The 17176-nt window shown below is 68.1% G+C and carries 19 protein-coding genes; 5 read left to right on the top strand and 14 right to left on the bottom strand.

The window, feature by feature from the left end; translation table 11 throughout:
* Nucleotides 1-8 precede the first annotated feature (8 nt).
* Nucleotides 9-836: a YdcF family protein gene (locus tag AC0IY0_RS11655; protein WP_147906741.1), complete on the top strand. Its 828-nt coding sequence runs from the start codon at nucleotides 9-11 to the stop codon at nucleotides 834-836.
* Here AC0IY0_RS11655 and AC0IY0_RS11660 read toward each other — a convergent pair.
* The 6 genes from AC0IY0_RS11660 to AC0IY0_RS11685 form a co-directional block, all read right to left on the bottom strand.
* Nucleotides 773-1081 carry a DUF3253 domain-containing protein gene (locus tag AC0IY0_RS11660; protein ID WP_147906740.1) on the bottom strand — a complete coding sequence of 103 codons (309 nt, stop codon included), beginning with the start codon at nucleotides 1079-1081 and terminating at the stop codon, nucleotides 773-775. The genes AC0IY0_RS11655 and AC0IY0_RS11660 overlap by 64 nt on opposite strands.
* Nucleotides 1078-1839 (bottom strand): DUF599 domain-containing protein, encoded by a 762-nt coding sequence (locus tag AC0IY0_RS11665; RefSeq protein ID WP_147906739.1) that lies wholly within the window; start codon nucleotides 1837-1839, stop codon nucleotides 1078-1080. The genes AC0IY0_RS11660 and AC0IY0_RS11665 overlap by 4 nt, the downstream gene beginning before the upstream one ends.
* 82 nt (nucleotides 1840-1921) lie before the next feature.
* The gene (locus AC0IY0_RS11670) at nucleotides 1922-2206 is read right to left on the bottom strand and encodes an acylphosphatase (protein ID WP_147938543.1); all 285 of its coding nucleotides are present in this window, start codon (nucleotides 2204-2206) and stop codon (nucleotides 1922-1924) included.
* A gap of 56 nt (nucleotides 2207-2262) precedes the next feature.
* Nucleotides 2263-3111: a formate/nitrite transporter family protein gene (locus AC0IY0_RS11675; protein ID WP_147938542.1), complete on the bottom strand. Its 849-nt coding sequence runs from the start codon at nucleotides 3109-3111 to the stop codon at nucleotides 2263-2265.
* 145 nt (nucleotides 3112-3256) lie between these two features.
* On the bottom strand, nucleotides 3257-3688 hold the full coding sequence (locus AC0IY0_RS11680) for a gamma-glutamylcyclotransferase family protein (RefSeq protein WP_471763846.1): 432 nt from the start codon (nucleotides 3686-3688) through the stop codon (nucleotides 3257-3259).
* A 30-nt stretch (nucleotides 3689-3718) separates the two neighbouring features.
* The gene (locus AC0IY0_RS11685; RefSeq protein ID WP_471763847.1) at nucleotides 3719-3841 is read right to left on the bottom strand and encodes a hypothetical protein; all 123 of its coding nucleotides are present in this window, start codon (nucleotides 3839-3841) and stop codon (nucleotides 3719-3721) included.
* Between the two features lie 3 nt (nucleotides 3842-3844).
* On the opposite strand from AC0IY0_RS11685, the gene AC0IY0_RS11690 reads away from it, so the two are divergent.
* A complete protein-coding gene (locus AC0IY0_RS11690; RefSeq protein ID WP_471763848.1) occupies nucleotides 3845-3973 on the top strand; it encodes a hypothetical protein in 129 nt (42 codons plus the stop codon).
* Between the two features lie 110 nt (nucleotides 3974-4083).
* On the opposite strand, the gene AC0IY0_RS11695 is transcribed toward AC0IY0_RS11690, so the two are convergent.
* The 3 genes from AC0IY0_RS11695 to AC0IY0_RS11705 form a co-directional block, all read right to left on the bottom strand.
* Nucleotides 4084-6087 (bottom strand): acetyl-CoA carboxylase biotin carboxylase subunit, encoded by a 2004-nt coding sequence (locus AC0IY0_RS11695; RefSeq protein ID WP_419830485.1) that lies wholly within the window; start codon nucleotides 6085-6087, stop codon nucleotides 4084-4086.
* 104 nt (nucleotides 6088-6191) lie between these two features.
* Nucleotides 6192-6632 carry a hypothetical protein gene (locus AC0IY0_RS11700; protein WP_147854217.1) on the bottom strand — a complete coding sequence of 147 codons (441 nt, stop codon included), beginning with the start codon at nucleotides 6630-6632 and terminating at the stop codon, nucleotides 6192-6194.
* 162 nt (nucleotides 6633-6794) lie between these two features.
* Entirely contained in the window at nucleotides 6795-7385 is a 591-nt protein-coding gene (locus tag AC0IY0_RS11705) for a L,D-transpeptidase (protein WP_147938539.1), read from the bottom strand.
* A 182-nt stretch (nucleotides 7386-7567) separates the two neighbouring features.
* Here AC0IY0_RS11705 and AC0IY0_RS11710 point away from each other — a divergent pair, with 182 nt between their 5' ends.
* Nucleotides 7568-8497 carry a histone deacetylase family protein gene (locus AC0IY0_RS11710; protein WP_147938538.1) on the top strand — a complete coding sequence of 310 codons (930 nt, stop codon included), beginning with the start codon at nucleotides 7568-7570 and terminating at the stop codon, nucleotides 8495-8497.
* 586 nt (nucleotides 8498-9083) lie between these two features.
* Nucleotides 9084-9701 carry a LysE family translocator gene (locus AC0IY0_RS11715; RefSeq protein WP_471763849.1) on the top strand — a complete coding sequence of 206 codons (618 nt, stop codon included), beginning with the start codon at nucleotides 9084-9086 and terminating at the stop codon, nucleotides 9699-9701.
* Between the two features lie 18 nt (nucleotides 9702-9719).
* Here the strand turns inward: AC0IY0_RS11715 and ribB are convergent, their stop codons facing one another.
* The 5 genes from ribB to AC0IY0_RS11740 all read right to left on the bottom strand — a co-directional run bounded on the left by ribB (nucleotide 9720) and on the right by AC0IY0_RS11740 (nucleotide 15669).
* On the bottom strand, nucleotides 9720-10796 hold the full coding sequence (gene ribB, locus AC0IY0_RS11720; RefSeq protein ID WP_471763850.1) for a 3,4-dihydroxy-2-butanone-4-phosphate synthase: 1077 nt from the start codon (nucleotides 10794-10796) through the stop codon (nucleotides 9720-9722).
* Between the two features lie 155 nt (nucleotides 10797-10951).
* Nucleotides 10952-12049 (bottom strand): chorismate synthase, encoded by a 1098-nt coding sequence (gene aroC, locus AC0IY0_RS11725; protein ID WP_471763851.1) that lies wholly within the window; start codon nucleotides 12047-12049, stop codon nucleotides 10952-10954.
* A 682-nt stretch (nucleotides 12050-12731) separates the two neighbouring features.
* Nucleotides 12732-13355 carry a DUF3578 domain-containing protein gene (locus AC0IY0_RS11730; protein ID WP_147906729.1) on the bottom strand — a complete coding sequence of 208 codons (624 nt, stop codon included), beginning with the start codon at nucleotides 13353-13355 and terminating at the stop codon, nucleotides 12732-12734.
* A 13-nt stretch (nucleotides 13356-13368) separates the two neighbouring features.
* The gene (locus AC0IY0_RS11735; RefSeq protein ID WP_471763852.1) at nucleotides 13369-14460 is read right to left on the bottom strand and encodes a catalase family protein; all 1092 of its coding nucleotides are present in this window, start codon (nucleotides 14458-14460) and stop codon (nucleotides 13369-13371) included.
* A gap of 69 nt (nucleotides 14461-14529) precedes the next feature.
* Nucleotides 14530-15669 carry an anhydro-N-acetylmuramic acid kinase gene (locus tag AC0IY0_RS11740; RefSeq protein WP_147906727.1) on the bottom strand — a complete coding sequence of 380 codons (1140 nt, stop codon included), beginning with the start codon at nucleotides 15667-15669 and terminating at the stop codon, nucleotides 14530-14532.
* A 124-nt stretch (nucleotides 15670-15793) separates the two neighbouring features.
* On the opposite strand from AC0IY0_RS11740, the gene tyrS reads away from it, so the two are divergent.
* Nucleotides 15794-17065 carry a tyrosine--tRNA ligase gene (tyrS, locus tag AC0IY0_RS11745; RefSeq protein WP_471763853.1) on the top strand — a complete coding sequence of 424 codons (1272 nt, stop codon included), beginning with the start codon at nucleotides 15794-15796 and terminating at the stop codon, nucleotides 17063-17065.
* Nucleotides 17066-17176: the final 111 nt, after the last annotated feature.

Genomic DNA, 17176 nt, shown 5'->3' on the forward strand with positions numbered 1-17176 from the left:
GCCTACCGATGTTCTTCCCGCTTTCGAAGGTCGTCTACTTTCTGATCACCCCATCGAATTTCTGCCTCTTCGCCGTCCTGATCGGCCTCGGTCTGGTGGCGGTGACGCGCCGGCGACGCTCCGGTCTGGGGCTCGCCGGTCTCGGCCTGCTGGGCCTGATACTGGGCGGTTTGTCACCGCTGTCGGACATGGCGATGTTGCCGCTGGAGCAGCGCTTCGCGCCGTACCCGGACGACGGGCCCGCGCCGACCGGGATCGTCGTGCTCGGCGGTGCCATCGAAGCGGGTCCGTCCGAGGTGCGGGATCAGGTCATCGTCAATGATGCCGGCGAGCGGCAGATCTACTTCGCCGACCTCGCCCGCCGTTTCCCCGGGGCCCGGCTGGTCTTCTCCGGCGGCAGTGGCTTCATCGGGGGCGGCATTTCGGAGGCCGACATCGTCAGTCGCCAGGCGGATGTCATCGGGCTGCCGCGGACGCGCATGATCCTCGAGAACCGATCGCGCAACACCTACGAGAACGCGATGTTCTCCGCTGCGCTGGTTCAACCGAAGCCCGGCGAGCGCTGGTTGCTCGTGACGTCGGCCTGGCACATGCCCCGGGCGATCGGGTGTTTCCGGAATGCGGGTTTCACGGTCGATGCCTTCCCGGTGGATTACCGGACCCGGGGCTGGGGCGACGTCGCCCATTTCCACGGCTTCGCTTCGGAGGGGCTCCTCCAGCTCGATCTGGCCGTGAAAGAGTGGATCGGCCTCGCGGTCTATCGCCTCGCCGGCTACACGCCGGATTGGCTGCCCGGGCCGGAGCCGGTCGCCGCACCCGGCAGCGCCAGCCGGTAGATCCCCCGGAAGTCGTCCGGGTCCACCGGCTTACCCTTGCGCAGGATCGCGACCCGGCCCGCATGGGCGAGCCGCACCGCCACCCGGCGCACCGGCTGCATCAGCGGGCCCCATCCGTCCGGATGCGGACCGCCCAGGGCCCTGGCCACCTCCGACGGGCAGATCGTCTTGCCGGCCCCACGCTCGGCCACGAGGCCAAGCAGGGTTTCCTCGATCGTTGCCTCGTCAGCTTTGGTCGTGGTCATATCCGTGCCTCTTCGGCGGGGGCCAGGAGCGGACCCTCGTGCGGCCCTTCACCGGCCTCCAGCAACGCCTTGCGGATCTCCGAGGCGAACTGTCGACGCCACATGATGATGACCACGGAGGTTGTCGAGGCGAGCAACACATATGGGCTGATGAACCAGCCGAGATAGGCCAGCGCGAAGAAGAACGCGCGCTGCCCCCGGGCGAAATGGCGCCCCGCGCTGACGTTCATCGCCGCCACCCGGCGGACGGCCCGCAGCATCTCGGTGTCGCTGGCGCCGGACCCCTTCGACGGCACGGCCCCGAGCAGGATCGCCGCGTAGTTGAACAGCCGGTAGGCCCAGGCGAACTTGAAGAACGCGTAGACGAACACGAATGCGAGGCCGGCGACCTTCAACTCCCAGGTGGTCCGGTTCGCCACCGTGCCGAACGGCAGGGTCGCGAACAGGTTGAGCACGTCGTCGCCGGAGCGCGACAGGGTCAGCACCGAGCCCAGCGCGATCAGCGAGGTCGAGGCGAAGAAGGCGGTCCCGTTCTGCAGCGAGGCGTTGATCTGCGTGTCGACCACCCGGTTGTCGCGGCCGATGACCTGCCGGGCCCAGTTGGACCGGTGGACGTTCATGATCTGGCTGAGGGAGACCATCCGACCGCGCAGGCGCCCGACCGACAGGCCGTACGCCACCCAGGCGAGGATGAAGTACACCAGGGCCCCGATATCGAGGGGCGAGAAGGCGGCGCTGCCGGTGGTCGGGTCGGTCATGATCTCGGAGCGCCAGGGAAGCGGATTCGGATACGGCCTGACGGCCATACCAGTCCGGCCCGCCGCGCAGAACCCGCCCGGATCAACCCCGCAGGATGTCGAAGCCGTGCGTCTCGGGCGGATCGCCGCCTTCCTGCACGATGACCTCGCCGACGCGGGCGTGGGGCGGGCCGGAGCGGCATAATGCGATCATCCGGTCCACCGCATCCGGGGCGCCACAGAACACGGCCTCGACCGAGCCGTCGGCGCGGTTGCGGACGAAGCCGGTCAGATCCAGCGCACGTGCTTCGGCCTGGGTCCAGGCTCGGTAGGAGACGCCCTGGACGCGTCCCTTGACGATTACTGAGACGGTGCAGGTCACGCTCATCGGATCGGCACCGCCTCGCAACAAGCCCGCGCGAACGGCGCGGGCTGCCATACAGCTTATTCGGCCGCCATCGGGCGACGCACGCCGGCGCCGACCCGGGCTGAACGCGTCTCGCCCGTACGGACGTGGGTCGAGTAGAGCATCAGGCCGGTGAAGGCGAGGCCGCCGACGATGTTCCCGAGCAGGGTCGGGATCTCGTTCCACAGCAGGTAATCCATGACGGTCAGGTGGCCGCCCATGAGGATCGCCGATGGGAACAGGAACATGTTCACGACCGAATGTTCGAAGGTCATGAAGAAGAACACCGTGATCGGCATCCACATGGCGATCACCTTGCCGGGCACCGAGGTGGACAGCATCGCCCCGATCACGCCGGTGGAGACCATCCAGTTGCACATCATCGCGCGCACGAAGAGCGTCAGCATGCCGGCGGCGCCGTACTTCTCGTAGCCGAGGGTGCGCGCCTCGCCGATGCCGGCGATCGCCTTGCCGACGGCGTTCGGCTCGGTGGCGAAGCCGAAGGTGAACACGATGGCCATCATCAATGCGGTGGTGAGCGCGCCGGCGAAGTTGCCGAAGAACACCAATGTCCAGTTCCGGGCGATGCCGGCCACGGTGACGCCCGGGCGCTTATCGATCAAGGCGAGCGGCGTGAGCACGCAGACGCCCGTGAACAGATCGTAGCCGAGCAGGTACAGCATCGAGAAGCCGACCGGGAACAGCAGCGCTCCGACCAGCGGCTGACCGGTGGTCTGGTTGATCGTCACCGCGAAGGCGGCCGCGAGCGCCAGGATCGCGCCGGCCATGTAGGCCCGGATGAAGGTGTCTTTGGTGGCCATGAAGACCTTCGATTCACCGGCATCGACGGCCTTCTTCACGAAATCGGCGGGCGCCAGATAGGACATGCGAACCTCTCCCGCGCACGCGGCCGCCGATCGCCGTTGACCGAAGGGCACGCTGCGCAATCACGACAGCTGACCGGGGCGAAAGGCTGGTGTGGCTGCCCCGGTCGATCGCGAGCAAGCAGGTTGCGTACCAACTGCCGCCCGTTCAGGCGGGCGGTCCGCGCATCCAGGTACTGAGTTCGCGGATATAGGCCGGCGGAAGCTGGGCGGCACGCGCGGCCGCCAGCACGGCGTCGAGGTATCCGGGTCTTGGCCGGCCCGGTGCGGTGGAGCGGCCGAGATAGATCAGGGCGCGCTTGGTGCCGGCGGCCGTGGTCACGGGCAGCGTCACCTTGGCGTAGAGCCCGCCCGCGACGCCCTCGTAGCGGTCCAGCGCCGGGATGTCGTCGAGCGCCAGCTCCCACAGGACTCCGTGCACCACCCGGGCGGGATCGCGCACCACCGAGGCGTAGCCCTCGCGCATGACGATGAAGCGATGCCGTTTCAGGCAGCCGCCGCCGATCAGCCGCGAGACCGGGCAGCGCAGGGCCATCGCGGCGGCATCCATGTTCGCGCCGTAGGCGAAGTAGAGGGGCATACCGCAGCGATCAGCGGCCGACCGGTCGAGTCACTTCCCCGATTCGCGCTCGTTGCGCTGCACGGCCCACTCGTTCGCCCGCATCGCCGCGTAGGCCACGGCGAGGGTGACGGCGGGAATCACGAACGTCACGAAGATTTCGCCCGAGCTCATGGCTTGAAGCTCCGCAGCACGCGCCTGCCGATCGCATGTAAGCCGATGCCTGCGGAAAGCCAGATCGCCGCGAAGAATGCGGTGGCCGGACGCAAGGTCGGCGCGCTCGCGACTCAAAACTCATGGCCGTGATCGGCGTTACGAACCCGATCACCACGAAAGCCACCGCGATGTTGTTCAGCGCGGTGGCCAGGAGCTTCGTCTGCTCGTTGTGAACCGCAGTCACGACGAGCGCGCTGCGATCAGGCGAATTCGAGGATCACCGCGTCGACCGCGAGGCTGTCGCCTTCCTTGGCGTGGATCTTCGCGACCGTGGCGTCGCGCTCGGCGCGGAGCATGTTCTCCATCTTCATCGCCTCGACCACCGCGATCGGCTCGCCGTTCTTCACCTCCTGGCCCTCGGTGACCAGGATCTGCTTCACGAGGCCCGGCATCGGGCAGAGCACCTGCTTGCCCGAGCCGGCCTGCTCCTTCACCGGCATCAGCGCGGCGAGTTCGGCTTCCCGGCGGGTGTAGACCCGGGCCTCGGCGGCTGCGCCGGCATGCTGCAGGAACACGCCGTTCAGCAGGCCGCGCACCTGGATGGCGACGCGCTCGGAGCCGATCGTTCCGATCCAGACCGGCTCGCCCGGGCGCCACGCACTCGCCACCGACAGCGCCGTGCCGTCATCGCGGGTGACGATCAGGTCCTCGCCCTCCGGCTCGATGGTCACCGCGTAGGATTGGCCGGCCAGGATCACGACGCGGTCCCGCTCGAACGCGAACAGGCCCGGCGCGCGCATCTGCCCGGAGATGCCGCGCTTGCGCTGGTTCAGCTTGTGGTCGATCGCCGCCGCCGCGGCCATCATGCGGATCGCCACCGCACCCGCGGGCTCCGGGGCGACGAAGCCGTTCGGGAATTCCTCGGCGATGAAGCCGGTGGAGAGCTCGCCCTCCTGCCAGCGCGGATGCGCCATCAGTGCGGAGAGGAACGGGATGTTGTGGCGGATGCCGTCGATCGCGAAGGCGTCGAGCGCGTCGCCCTGCGCTGCGATCGCCTCAGCCCGGGTCGGCGCCCAGGTGACCAGCTTGGCGATCATCGGATCGTAGTGGATCGCGATCTCGCCGCCCTCCTCCACGCCGGTGTCGTTGCGCACGATCGCGGTGCCCTGACGGCCCTCCTCCGGCGGCCGGTAGGTGGTCAGACGTCCGATCGAGGGCAGGAAGTTGCGGGTCGGATCCTCGGCGTAGACGCGGCTCTCGACGGCCCAGCCGTCCAGCTTCACCTGTTCCTGGGTGAGCGGCAGCGATTCACCCGCCGCGACCCGGATCATCAGCTCGACGAGGTCGAGGCCGGTGATCATCTCGGTCACCGGGTGCTCGACCTGGAGACGGGTGTTCATTTCGAGGAAGTAGAACGACTTGTCCTGGCCGGCGACGAACTCGACCGTGCCGGCGGAATCGTAGTTCACGGCCTTGGCGAGGGCGACGGCCTGCTCGCCCATCTTCCGGCGCGTCTCGGCGTCGAGCAGCGGCGACGGCGCCTCCTCGATCACCTTCTGATTGCGGCGCTGGATCGAGCACTCGCGCTCGCCGAGATAGATCACGTTGCCGTGCTTATCGCCGATCACCTGGATCTCGATGTGCCGCGGGTCGGTGATGAACTTTTCCACGAACACCCGGTCGTCGCCGAAGGACGAGGACGCCTCGGACTTGGCGCGGGCGAATCCCTCGGCGACCTCGCCCGACGAATGGGCGATGCGCATGCCCTTGCCGCCGCCGCCCGCGGAGGCCTTGATCATCACCGGGTAGCCGATGCCGTCGGCGATCTCGACGGCGTGCTCGGGGCTCTCGATCACGCCGAGGTAGCCCGGGACGGTTGAGACGTTGGCGGCGGCGGCCGCCTTCTTGGATTCGATCTTGTCGCCCATGGCGGCGATGGCGCCGGGATTGGGGCCGATGAACACGATGCCGGCGGCCTCGAGGGCCTTCGGGAAGGCCTCGCGCTCGGACAGGAAGCCGTAGCCGGGATGGACCGCCTGGGCGCCGGTCTGCCGGCAGGCCTCGATGATCTTCTCGATGACCAGGTAGGACTGCGCCGCGGCGGCGGGGCCGATATGGACCGCCTCGTCGGCCATCGCGACGTGCACCGCATCGCGGTCGGCGTCCGAATAGACTGCCACCGTCCTGATGCCCATCTTCCGGGCGGTCTTGATGACCCGGCAGGCGATTTCGCCCCGGTTGGCGATCAGGATCTTATCGAACATCGCTGGCGCATCACTTTCGAGATCGCCGGATTGCACACCGGCTTGACTGTCCCGATAGATCAGTTGCGCCGCGGACGGAAGCTGCGCCTTGGTCGAAGGGTCGCTCAGGCGGCGAGCGCGAAGGTGAGGCGCGGAGCCTGGGCCGCCTCACGGGTCCAGCGGTTGGCGTCCAGCGCGAAAGCCATCAAGGTCTCGGCGCTGCCTTCCGCCTCACGGACGATCTCCATGGCGATCCGGGCGCCGACCGGGCTCGGGCCGTCCCGGCCGCTAAGCGAGCTGGCGAGCCAGGCGGCGACATCCCGGTCGATGTAGCCGGTCGGGCGCAGGCCCCAGACGGCGAAGTCGACCACCGAAGCCACAAGAAAGTCCGCGAAGGCCTCGGAGCCGATCACGGCCCGCTCCAGGGCGATCAGCATGTCGGCTTCGTCGCGGCTCATGATCCCCTCCGGCAGAACCTCGCGCTTGAGGACCAGCAGGTCCTCGTCGCTGATCGCGCCAGTGGAAACGGCATGGTTGCAGAACTGTTGAACGGAGATCATGGTCATGGCTGCCTGCTCCTCCGACCTTTGCTGCGGTCGGTGTTTGTCCCGGTGTGATTTGAACTTACGGGACGGCACCCCTGCCGGAAGTTAACGGCAAGATCTGAACGGAAGTTCAGGTAAACACGGACCGAGCAAGCAGGCTTATTGGGACGTTGACCAGTTGCGTTACCGGACGATGACCGTGGCTCCGACCGGGGCACGATCGAACAGGTCCACCACGTCGATGTTGCGCATGCGGATGCAGCCCGACGAGACCGCTTGGCCGATCTTCTCCGGCTCGTTGGTTCCGTGGATCCGGTAGAGCGTGTCCTTGCCGTGATCGGACAGGTAGAGGGCGCGCGCGCCGAGCGGGTTCATCGGTCCGCCCTCCATCGCGTGAACGTGCGGCCAGCGCCGGATCATCTCGGCCGGAGGGTTCCAGGCCGGCCACTCGGCCTTGCGGGTGACCGTGGCTGTCCCGGTCCAGCCATAGGCCTCATCACCCACCGTGACGCCGTAGCGGATCGCCTTGCCGTCCGGCAGCACGAGGTAGAGCTGGCGCTCCCTGGTCTCGACGACGATCGTGCCCGGAGGCTGTCCGGTCGGATCGCTCACCTGGTAGCGCGCGAAGTGCGGATCGAACTCGGCGTCGGGCACGAGCGCCATGAACTCGGCGTCGCGGGCCGAAACCTTCGGGTCGGGCACGGCCTTGAACGTGCAGCCCGCGAGCAGGACGACGCAGGCGATGGCCGGGATGAGACGCGGGATGAGACGCATGCGGCTGTTCTCGGACCTCCTCCGCGCCGCCGGGCATGCGGCCCGGCCGCAATGCGCCCGCGGAAGATTCGAGCAACTATAACCAGGGCGGGCACGCACCCGTAGTCCGCGCGTTCCGCCCATGGCACATTGCCGGCTCTTGTTGCAGGCGCGCGACAGGACCGCACCCGGGAGCGACCGTCGTGACCACCCTGTACGTCAGCCATCCCGCGAGTTTCGACCACGAGGTGCCGGAGGGCCATCCGGAGCGGCCGGCGCGGATGCGTGCGATCGAGCGCGCCCTGGAGGACGAGCGCTTCGCCGGCCTCGTGCGGGTCGCGGCGCCCAGGGCGGAGATCGAGGTGGCCACCCTGGCGCATCCGCGCGAGTACGTGGACGCATTGGTGGCGGCGGTCCCGGAGCACGGGATGGTCGGGATCGATGCCGACACCATCCTGTCCGCCGGTAGCCTGGAGGCGACCCTGCGGGCGATCGGGGGCGCCAACCATGCCCTGGATTCGGTCATGGCCGGCGAATGCCGCAACGCCTTTGTGGCGATGCGCCCGCCCGGGCACCATGCGGAGCGGACCCGCTCGATGGGCTTTTGCCTGTTCAACCACGCCGCCATCGCGGCCCGCTACGCCCGGCAAAAGCATGGTGCCGAGCGCGTCGCGCTGGTCGATTGGGATGTGCATCACGGCAACGGCAGCCAGGACATCTTCTGGGACGATGGCAGCGTGCTCTACTGCTCGACCCACCAGATGCCATTGTATCCGGGCAGCGGCGCCGCCTCGGAGCGCGGCGAGAAGGACACGATCGTCAATGTTCCGCTGCGGCCCAACGACGACGGCGAGGTGTTCCGCGAGGCGTTCGAGGCCGGCATCCTCTCGCGGCTGGAGACCTTCCAGCCCGACGTGATCGTGATCTCGGCGGGCTTCGATGCTCACCGCCTCGACCCGCTGGCCAATCTCCGGCTGGAAGCGGAGGATTTCGGGTGGGCGACCCGCAAGTTGATGGACTTGGCCGAGCGGTCCGCCGGCGGCCGGATCGTCTCGGTGCTCGAGGGCGGCTACAGCCTGGAAGGCCTCGCCAAATCCGTGTCCGCCCATGTCGACGCACTCATGGGCCGGTAGGCCCAGACCTATCGAGATGTTCGAGCAAAGGTCGGCACAGGACTGTCCCGCTTGGCCAGTGACCCCTGGTCTTTGCCGAGGGCGTTCTGAAAACTGCCTCGTCATCCCGGGGCCGCGAAGCGGAGCCTAGGATCTAGAACCAGTGTTGGATCAGTGACTTGCGCCGTACGGGGTTCTGGATCCCGGGCTCGCCTACTGCGCCCCGGGATGACAGGGCAGCGGCTGAAATGTCCGCGGAACCCTGGGATCCGCGGAGGAAGCATAACCGCGACCGGTCTGTTCCTTCCCCGCCCACTTCTCGGCGGTCACCTTGGCGAGAGCTGGTCGCATGCCCTCGGACCTAGCCTGCGCCCTCCAAAACGCTTGGTCCCATGGCCGAAGCGCCTCGCGTGCAGAGCGATCCAAACACCTCGAAACGGCTGACCGGTAGGCCCCTCGCGTGTCCGGTTGCCGCCGGCATCCGGCACGCCATAGTCGGGTCCACCAACGGGCAGGCGAATCGCGCGATGTCACAGAGAATGATCGGCGCGAGACCGGAGGCGGCCCGCCCGGCCGCCGCAAGCCCGTTGGACCCGGGCTCGGCGCGATGACGTCGGCCGGCTTCCTCACCTACGCCTTGGCGCTCGGCGTCGCCGCCGCGGTGCCCGGCCCCGGCGTCGTCGCCCTGATCGCGCGTGCTCTCTCTTCGGGCTTCAAAGCCGCCATGGCCTTCGCGGTGGGGCTGGTCCTGGGCGACCTCACGTTCCTGTCCGCGGCGGTGTTCGGGCTGGCCCTGATCGCGGAGACTTTGGGCGAACTGTTCTTGGTCGTCCGGCTCTGCGCCGGCCTGTATCTCGCCATCCTGGCGGTCCGGCTCTGGCGTTCGGCCGGCCGGACCGACCGGGTGGAGGGCGGCCCGGCCGACCGGCCGCTGGCGAGCTTCGTCGCCGGGCTCACCGTCACCCTGGCCAACCCCAAGACGATCGTCTTCTACCTCGCCGTACTGCCGACGCTGATCGACCTTCGCACCATCACGACCGGGGACTACGCCACACTCGTCGGCCTGACCGGATCGGTGCTCGCTGTGGTGATGACGCCCTATGCCGCCCTCGCGGCACAGGCGCGGGATGCCTTGAGCGAACCTGCCTTCCGCGCCCGGCTGAACAGGGGCGCCGCCGCCATCATGGCAGGCGCCGCATTCTGGACCATCGCGCGCCGTGCCTGAGGCGCGTCCGGCCTCGGATCACCCCTCCAGCGGCTCGTCGCCCAGGAGTTCGATACCGAAGCCCGAGAGGCCGACATACGAGCGCGCCGAGGTCGCGAGGTTGCGGATCGACACGATTCCGAGGTCTCGCAGGATCTGGGCGCCGAGGCCGACCTCGCGCCACTGGCGGGCGCGCAGGGCCTCCGTGCCCTCCTCGGTGGCACTCTTCATGGGAACGCCCGCCGTGCCGTCGCGCAGGTAGACCAGCACCCCACGACCCTCGGACGCGAAGCGCTTGAGCACGGCGTCGATCTGCTTGCCGCCGCCGATCACGTCGGCGGCGACGTTGGAGCGGTGCAGGCGCACCAGCACGTCCTGGCCGTTGCCGATCTCGCCCATCACGAAGGCAAATTGCTGGATCGTCTCGAACGGCGTGGAGAACGCGTAGGCCGTCACGTCGCCGTGGTTGGAATGGACCGTGAAGTGCCCGACCCGCTCCACCAGCCGGTCCCGGGCCTGCCGGTAGGCGATGAGGTCGGCGACCGAGACGCGCTTGAGGCCGTGCGTCTCGGAAAAGGCCTCGATCTGCGGGCCCTTCATCACCGTGCCGTCGTCGTTTGCGAGCTCGCAGATCACCCCGACCGGGGGCAGTTCGGCGAGCTTGCACAGGTCGACCGCGGCCTCGGTATGGCCCGAGCGCATCAGCACGCCGCCGTTGCGGGCGATCAGCGGGAAGACGTGGCCGGGGCGGACGAAGTCGCCGGCGCCCATGTTGCCGTTGGCGAGCGCCCGCACGGTGTTGCAGCGCTGCTCCGCGGAGATGCCGGTGGTCAGCCCGTGCTTGGTGTCGACCGTGACCGTGAACGCGGTGCCCAGCGGCGCGTCGTTCGAGGCCACCATCGGGTCGAGATGCAGCCGGCGGGCCTCATCCTGGGTGATCGGCGCGCAGACGATTCCGCAGGTGTTGCGGATGATGAACGCCATCTTCTCCGGCGTGCAGAGCGAGGCGGCGACGACGAGATCGCCTTCGTTCTCGCGGTCGTCATCGTCGGTGACGACCACGATCTCGCCGCGGGCGAAGGCTGCGATGGCCTCGGTAACGGTGCAATGGGGCACGGATCGCTCTCTCGTCTCGCATCTCTCCGCCCCGCGCGGGGTGGACAGGCCCGGCTCGCCCGCGCCGGAAAAGGGTCCGGCGCGGGCGAGACTGTGAAATCGTGGATCCGAAGCGCTCGGTCGATCGCGGGGCGATCGGCCTCGGCTGCGGCGCGTCAGGCGGCTCCCACCTGTCCGCGATGACGTAGATAGTGATCGGCCAGCACGCAGGCCATCATGGCCTCCGCCACCGGGACGGCGCGGATGCCGACGCACGGATCGTGGCGGCCCTTGGTGATCAGGTCGACCTCGGCCCCGTCGCGGGTCACCGATCGGCGCGGCGTCAGGATCGAAGAGGTCGGCTTCACGGCGAAACGCACCACCACCGGCTCGCCGTTGGAGATGCCGCCCAGGATGCCGCCCGCATGGTTGGCCATGAACCGCGGGCGCTCGCCGTTGCCGCTGCGCATCTCGTCGGCGTTGTCCTCGCCGCGCAGGGCGGCGGCCGCGAACCCGTCGCCGATCTCGACGCCCTTCACGGCGTTGATCGACATCATGGCTGCGGCGAGATCCGCGTCGAGCTTGCCGTAGACCGGGGCGCCCAGGCCCGGCGGCACGCCCTCGGCCACGACCTCGATCACGGCGCCGACCGAGGAGCCGTCCTTGCGAATGCCGTCCAGATAGGTCTCGTACAGGGCGGCCGTCTCGGGGTCGGGGCAGAAGAACGGGTTGTTGCCGACCTCTTCCCAGTCCCAGCGCGACCGGTCGATGGCGTGCGGTCCCATCTGCACCAGGGCGGCCCGGATGGTGATGCCCGGAATCACCTTGCGCGCCACCGCACCCGCGGCGACCCGGGCCGCGGTCTCCCGGGCCGAGGAGCGGCCGCCGCCGCGATAGTCGCGGATGCCGTACTTGGCATCGTAGGTGTAGTCGGCGTGGCCGGGCCGGTAGCTGTCGCGGATCTCGGAATAGTCCTTCGAGCGCTGGTCGGTGTTCTCGATCATCAGCGCGATCGGCGTGCCGGTCGTGAACTGACGCCCGCCGGTGCGGTCGTCCGAGAACACTCCCGACAGGATCTTCACTTGGTCGGGCTCGCGGCGCTGGGTGGTGAAGCGCGACTGGCCGGGCTTGCGGCGGTCGAGTTCCGCCTGGATCTCGTCGGCCTCCAGCGCCAGCCCGGGCGGACAGCCATCCACCACGCAGCCGAGCGCGACCCCGTGGCTCTCGCCGAAGGTCGTGACGCGGAACAGGTGGCCGAAGGTGTTGTGAGACATGACGCGGCCCGTCTAGCGCGGGAGCGCCGGTGGCACAAACGGCAGGTGATGCATGCGATCGTTCAGTTCGCGATCAACCCGCCGGGCTGGCATTCGATACGAGCCTGAGGAAGCTCGCCGCATTCAGCGCTCGTTGGCCCGCTTCGCAAAATGTAGCGCCCCAAACCCGAGGATAAGCGCTGCCGCGGGAACGCTCAGCAGGACGAGGAGATTCACGATGCTCATGACACCAACTCCTTCAGGAAGCGCCGCACAGCGTAATATCGGCTCGCGCTCGCGATCCAGCAAACAATCGCGATGCAAACAACCCCGGGGATCGGAACGCTCGGCGGACTCGATGTGTACAAAACTGCAAAGATTGACGGAGTCCACCAACGGCGAAGATCGATCCAGCGATCGCATTGACATAATTTGCGGTCAGCTTTGTTCGCCCATTAACAATAAGAATGGTCCGCGGAGAGGGTCTGTTTTTGAAGAGCGATCTGTCCATCTATCGTGACTCGAGCTTATTGCTCGGCATTTTCACCTCACCAGAGCCCTATGGGAAGGTGAATTTCAGACGAATTCGTTGCCCGTCATTAGATCGCACTCTGTCGATCAGAGTTTATTATATGGCGATCGATTTTCTATAAACCGAATGTTTATTTCATGCATTTATCTATAATTCAATACGAATGGTTGTTTATGCGATTGAAAGGCCTTCTTTGGCCTCTCCCCGTTCGAGACCACCCCGCCCCTTGAGCGCCCGATAAGCCGCCACGCCCGCCGCCAGATCCGCGCGCAGCCGCCGCTCGTCGCCGAGGTCGTCGAGGGCGTAGGTCAGGCCGAGGATGTGCGCGGCCTCGTAGCCCTCCGGCAACTCGCCGGCGCTGCCGAGGGTGATGCACCGGTTCGGCAGGCGCTCGGCGAAGTCGGCGAGGCGTGCGCGCAGGGCATCCCCGCTGGCCCGCAGGTAGGCCTCGGCGCGCGGCCCGTGCTCGCGGATCGCGGCGACGGTCCCCTGCGCCAGCGACAGGTGGACGACCGGGCGGTGCGCCGGGAACAGGTAGACGAGATAGTAGCCCCGCGTCGCACTGGTCGTGACAGCCGGGTCGAACACCGCCAGCCACGGGACGGCGGCCCAACGGGTGCCCCGGCCGGGACTGCCCTTGACGAGGAACGGGCCATCGATCGGTTCGAGGGCTGCCCGCAGCTCATCCGGCGCCCCGCGTCGGATTACCGCCGCGAGGGGATGCCTGGCCGGCGGATCGAGGCGGGCGAGCGGGTATTCCTCGACGATCCGGCCCAGGGCGTGGCCGAGGCTCACCCACCCGCCGGCATCACGCCGGTACCTGCTCGATGGACGTCGGTTCCGTCTCCGGCGTCTGGTTGCGGCCGTGGCGGAAGTTGGAGAGCGCCTGATAGGTCTTGAGCCGTGCCCGCATCAGTGAGCCCAGGGGGCGATGCGCCGCCAGGCTGTGGGCCGGCCGGAAGGACAGCACGTCGTCGGCGTAGCGCGTCCGCGCCTCGGACCGGGCATCCTGGGCCGGCAGGACGAGTCGCGCCACGGTGCGGTAGGGGCTGGCCGCCTCGTTCCAGCGCTTCGATGCATCCTCGACCGGCATGTCGTCGAGGTTGGTGCAGAGTTGGACGCGGAGTTCGAAGACGGCCGCATCGCCCGCGAAGAAGGCACCGACCGCGTGCCGGAACGCGTCCGGGTCCTGGCCCGGATGCAGCTCCTCGTCGGCCAGGGCCTGCTGCCGCGCGCCGGCCGGGAAGGCCGCGATCTTCGCGACATGATCGCCGTAGCGGAGCGCGGCCTGGGAATAATACGGCTCGGCCAGCGGGTGCAGAGGCTGGTGTCCGAAGAAGTCCAGCAGCGCCGAGCTCTCGCCGGTCGCCGACTTCACCACCGCGTCGGCCGCCCTTGCGATGTGAGACACAACGGACTTTACGGCCTCCGGCGCCTTCGTGCCGGCTTCCAGCTGCTTCATGCTGCTCAGGAAGCCCTTCGCGTCCGGGTTCGGGAAAACCGGGCCCGTGGCGAGCACGAAATCCTGCGTGGCGGCCCCGTGGCCGGGTAGCGTCTCGCCCGGGACGCCCAGGACCTTGATCGCCATGCCCCGATGGGTCGAGACGCTGTCCTTCAGCAATTCCCCCGGCCCCTGCGCGAAGCGCACGATCACCGGATAGGTGCCGCCTTTGGCGAACAGACCCTGCTTCAGCTCGGGCGGGAGGTCGTCCGGCACCTGAAGCTCGCCCGTGACCACGCCGCTGACCTTGGCGTGCGACGCCCGCACCGCATGGCCGTAGCGCGCGGCCGTCGTCTCGCTCTCGCGGGTCATCGACGCGATGATCGCATCGATCGTTTCGGCCTCATCAGGCGCGGGCGTCTCGATGCCGTCGTGGTAGCGCAGGTAGGTCTCGGCCAAAGTCTCGGATCCCGATCGCCTCGATCCAAGTCCAACAGACGGGCCGTTCGTCGGGTTCGGGCCTCGCGATCAGGCAATCGGTCGCGCCAGCACCCCGCCGGTCTTCGGCTCGCTCACCCCGGTGGTCGAGGGGAACGTGATCGGGAGGCCCCGGAGGGAGCGGACCGCCAGATACGCGAAGGCCTGCGCCTCCAGGTAGGCCGACGACCATCCGATGGCGTCAGCAGTCGTGATCTCGGACCTCAGGTGATAGTTCAGGAGCCGCACCAGCTCGCCGTTGCGCGCGCCGCCGCCCGCCACGATCCAGCGGGTCGGGATCTCGGGGGCGTGGTCCAGGGCCCGGGCCACCGCCCGCGCCGTGAAGGCCGTGAGCGTCGCGGCGCCGTCCTCCGTGGAGAGCTGACCCGCCAGCTTGTGCGAGAACCAGTTCCGGTCGAGGGATTTCGGCGGGCGGCGAAAGAAGAACGGGTGCATCAGCAGCCAGGCGAGCAGCGGCTCGTCGGCGCGGCCCCGGGCGGCGGTACGGCCGCCGTCGTCGAGGTTCTTGCCCTCGCGCTCCTGCATCCACTCGTCGATCAGGGCGTTGCCGGGTCCGGTGTCGAAGGCGATCACGCCGCCCTTGGAATCGATCAGCGTGGCGTTGGCGACGCCGCCGATGTTGAGGATGCCGAACGGTCCGTCGAATCCGGAGGCCTGCGCCAACGCCTTGTGGAACACCGGCACCAGCGGCGCCCCCTGCCCGCCGGCCTCAATGTCGGCCCGGCGCAGATCGGAGACCACCGGGATGCCGAGCCGGGTCGCCAGCGCCTGCCCGTCACCGATCTGGATCGAGATGCGCTGGTCCGGCCGATGAATCACGGTCTGGCCGTGGAAGCCGATCACGTCGACCGTGCTCGCGTCCAGGCCGTTCTCGGCGAGGAACCGTTCGACGGCCTCGGCATGGGCCTGGGTGACGAAGGCCTCCGCCTCAGGCAGCCGGCCGGGCCGGTCGCCCGGATGGAGCACCGATTCCGCATCCTTGGTCGCCACCCGCAGGAGCGCCTTCTCGTCGTCGGAGTAGCCGCGATAACCGGTCGGCCCAAGCGGCTCGAGGAAGTTGTTGTGGCCCCTCACCACGTGGACCCGCTCGCCGTCGGTCTCGATCAGCGCGATGTCGACGCCGTCCAGCGAGGTGCCGCTCATCAGTCCGATCGCGCGCATCATCGCCATTGTGCTCGACCCCGTGCCTTTCGGCGAACGCCCTGCTAAGAGCGCGCCGTATCCTGAACCCCAGCGCGAGCTAGCACGCAGAGCCTTTGCCTGTCGCGCCGGCTGGCGACCCGAGACCGCAGCCATGAATGCCGAGAGCTTCGCGCCGAAATCCGACTTCCTGCGGATCCTCACCGAGCGCGGCTATATTCACCAGACCTCCGATCTCGCCGGGATCGATACCGCGGCGCTCGAAGGGCGGCTGACGACTTACGTCGGCTACGATTGCACGGCGCCCTCGCTCCATGTCGGGCACCTGCTGTCGATCATGATGCTGCACTGGCTTCAGGCCACCGGGGCTAAGCCGATCGCCCTCATGGGCGGCGGCACCACCCGGGTCGGCGACCCGTCCGGTCGCGACGAGAGCCGCAAGATCCTGACCGTCGAGCAGATCGACGCCAACAAGGCCGAGATCCGCAAGACCTTCGACCGGTTCCTGCGCTTCGGCGAGGGCGCCGGCGATGCCGTGATGGTCGACAACGCCGAGTGGCTGACCAAGCTCAACTACATCGAGATGCTGCGCGACATCGGCCGCCATTTCTCGGTGAACCGCATGCTGTCGATGGACAGCGTCCGGATGCGCCTGGAGCGCGACCAGGAACTGTCGTTCCTGGAATTCAACTACATGATCCTGCAATCCTACGACTTCGTGGAGCTGAACCGCCGCTACGGCTGCACCCTGCAGATGGGCGGCTCGGATCAGTGGGGCAACATCGTCAACGGCATCGATCTCGGCCGGCGCATGGGCACGCCCCAGCTCTACGCCCTGACCTGCCCGCTGCTGACCACCTCTTCGGGCGCCAAGATGGGCAAGACCGCCGCCGGCGCGGTCTGGCTCAACCCGGACATGCTCAAGCCGTACGATTACTGGCAGTTCTGGCGGAACACCGAGGATGCGGACGTGGTCCGCTTCCTGAAGCTGTTCACTTTGCTGCCGATGGAAGAGATCGCGCGGCTCGCGGCGCTGGCCGGCTCCGAGATCAACGCGGCCAAGACGGTGCTCGCCACCGAGGCCACGGCGCTGATGCACGGCCGCGAGGTGGCGGAAGCCGCCGCCGAGACCGCCCGGAAGACGTTCGTCGAGGGCACCCTCGCGGCGGATCTCCCCAGCGTCACCGTTCCGGCCGCCACCCTCGAAGCCGGACTCGGCGTGCTCACCGCGTTCGGGCCGGACATCGCCAAGCTGGTGCCCTCGACCAGCGAGGCGCGCCGCCAGATCAAGGGCGGCGGGCTGCGGGTGAACGATGCCGCCGTGACGGACGAGAAGGCGGTGCTGACGCCCGCAGACCTGACTCAGGACGGGGTGATCAAGCTGTCCTTCGGCAAGAAGCGTCACGTGCTGCTGCGAACGGCGTAGGGCTCCGACGAGGTGGCTGTTTCGCATCCCTCAAGAATCAAGAGTGATTGGGGCCGGTTCGCTCGACTGGACTCTCGGCCCGTGTGCTGAATGGTTGGGACGGGCGGGGCA

The sequence above is a fragment of the Methylobacterium sp. AC315 genome (genome assembly GCF_979253755.1).

Bases quoted from the DNA above. Each gene is read 5' to 3' on its own strand.
- AC0IY0_RS11695 (WP_419830485.1), bottom strand. From the start codon at position 6,087: ATGTTCGATAAGATCCTGATCGCCAACCGGGGCGAAATCGCCTGCCGG.
- AC0IY0_RS11665 (WP_147906739.1), bottom strand. From the start codon at position 1,839: ATGACCGACCCGACCACCGGCAGCGCCGCCTTCTCGCCCCTCGATATC.
- AC0IY0_RS11655 (WP_147906741.1), top strand. From the start codon at position 9: ATGTTCTTCCCGCTTTCGAAGGTCGTCTACTTTCTGATCACCCCATCG.
- AC0IY0_RS11700 (WP_147854217.1), bottom strand. From the start codon at position 6,632: ATGACCATGATCTCCGTTCAACAGTTCTGCAACCATGCCGTTTCCACT.
- AC0IY0_RS11705 (WP_147938539.1), bottom strand. From the start codon at position 7,385: ATGCGTCTCATCCCGCGTCTCATCCCGGCCATCGCCTGCGTCGTCCTG.
- aroC (WP_471763851.1), bottom strand. From the start codon at position 12,049: ATGTCTCACAACACCTTCGGCCACCTGTTCCGCGTCACGACCTTCGGC.
- AC0IY0_RS11685 (WP_471763847.1), bottom strand. From the start codon at position 3,841: ATGAGCTCGGGCGAAATCTTCGTGACGTTCGTGATTCCCGCCGTCACC.
- tyrS (WP_471763853.1), top strand. From the start codon at position 15,794: ATGAATGCCGAGAGCTTCGCGCCGAAATCCGACTTCCTGCGGATCCTC.
- AC0IY0_RS11670 (WP_147938543.1), bottom strand. From the start codon at position 2,206: ATGAGCGTGACCTGCACCGTCTCAGTAATCGTCAAGGGACGCGTCCAG.
- AC0IY0_RS11660 (WP_147906740.1), bottom strand. From the start codon at position 1,081: ATGACCACGACCAAAGCTGACGAGGCAACGATCGAGGAAACCCTGCTT.
- AC0IY0_RS11715 (WP_471763849.1), top strand. From the start codon at position 9,084: ATGACGTCGGCCGGCTTCCTCACCTACGCCTTGGCGCTCGGCGTCGCC.
- AC0IY0_RS11675 (WP_147938542.1), bottom strand. From the start codon at position 3,111: ATGTCCTATCTGGCGCCCGCCGATTTCGTGAAGAAGGCCGTCGATGCC.
- AC0IY0_RS11680 (WP_471763846.1), bottom strand. From the start codon at position 3,688: ATGCCCCTCTACTTCGCCTACGGCGCGAACATGGATGCCGCCGCGATG.
- AC0IY0_RS11740 (WP_147906727.1), bottom strand. From the start codon at position 15,669: ATGGCGATGATGCGCGCGATCGGACTGATGAGCGGCACCTCGCTGGAC.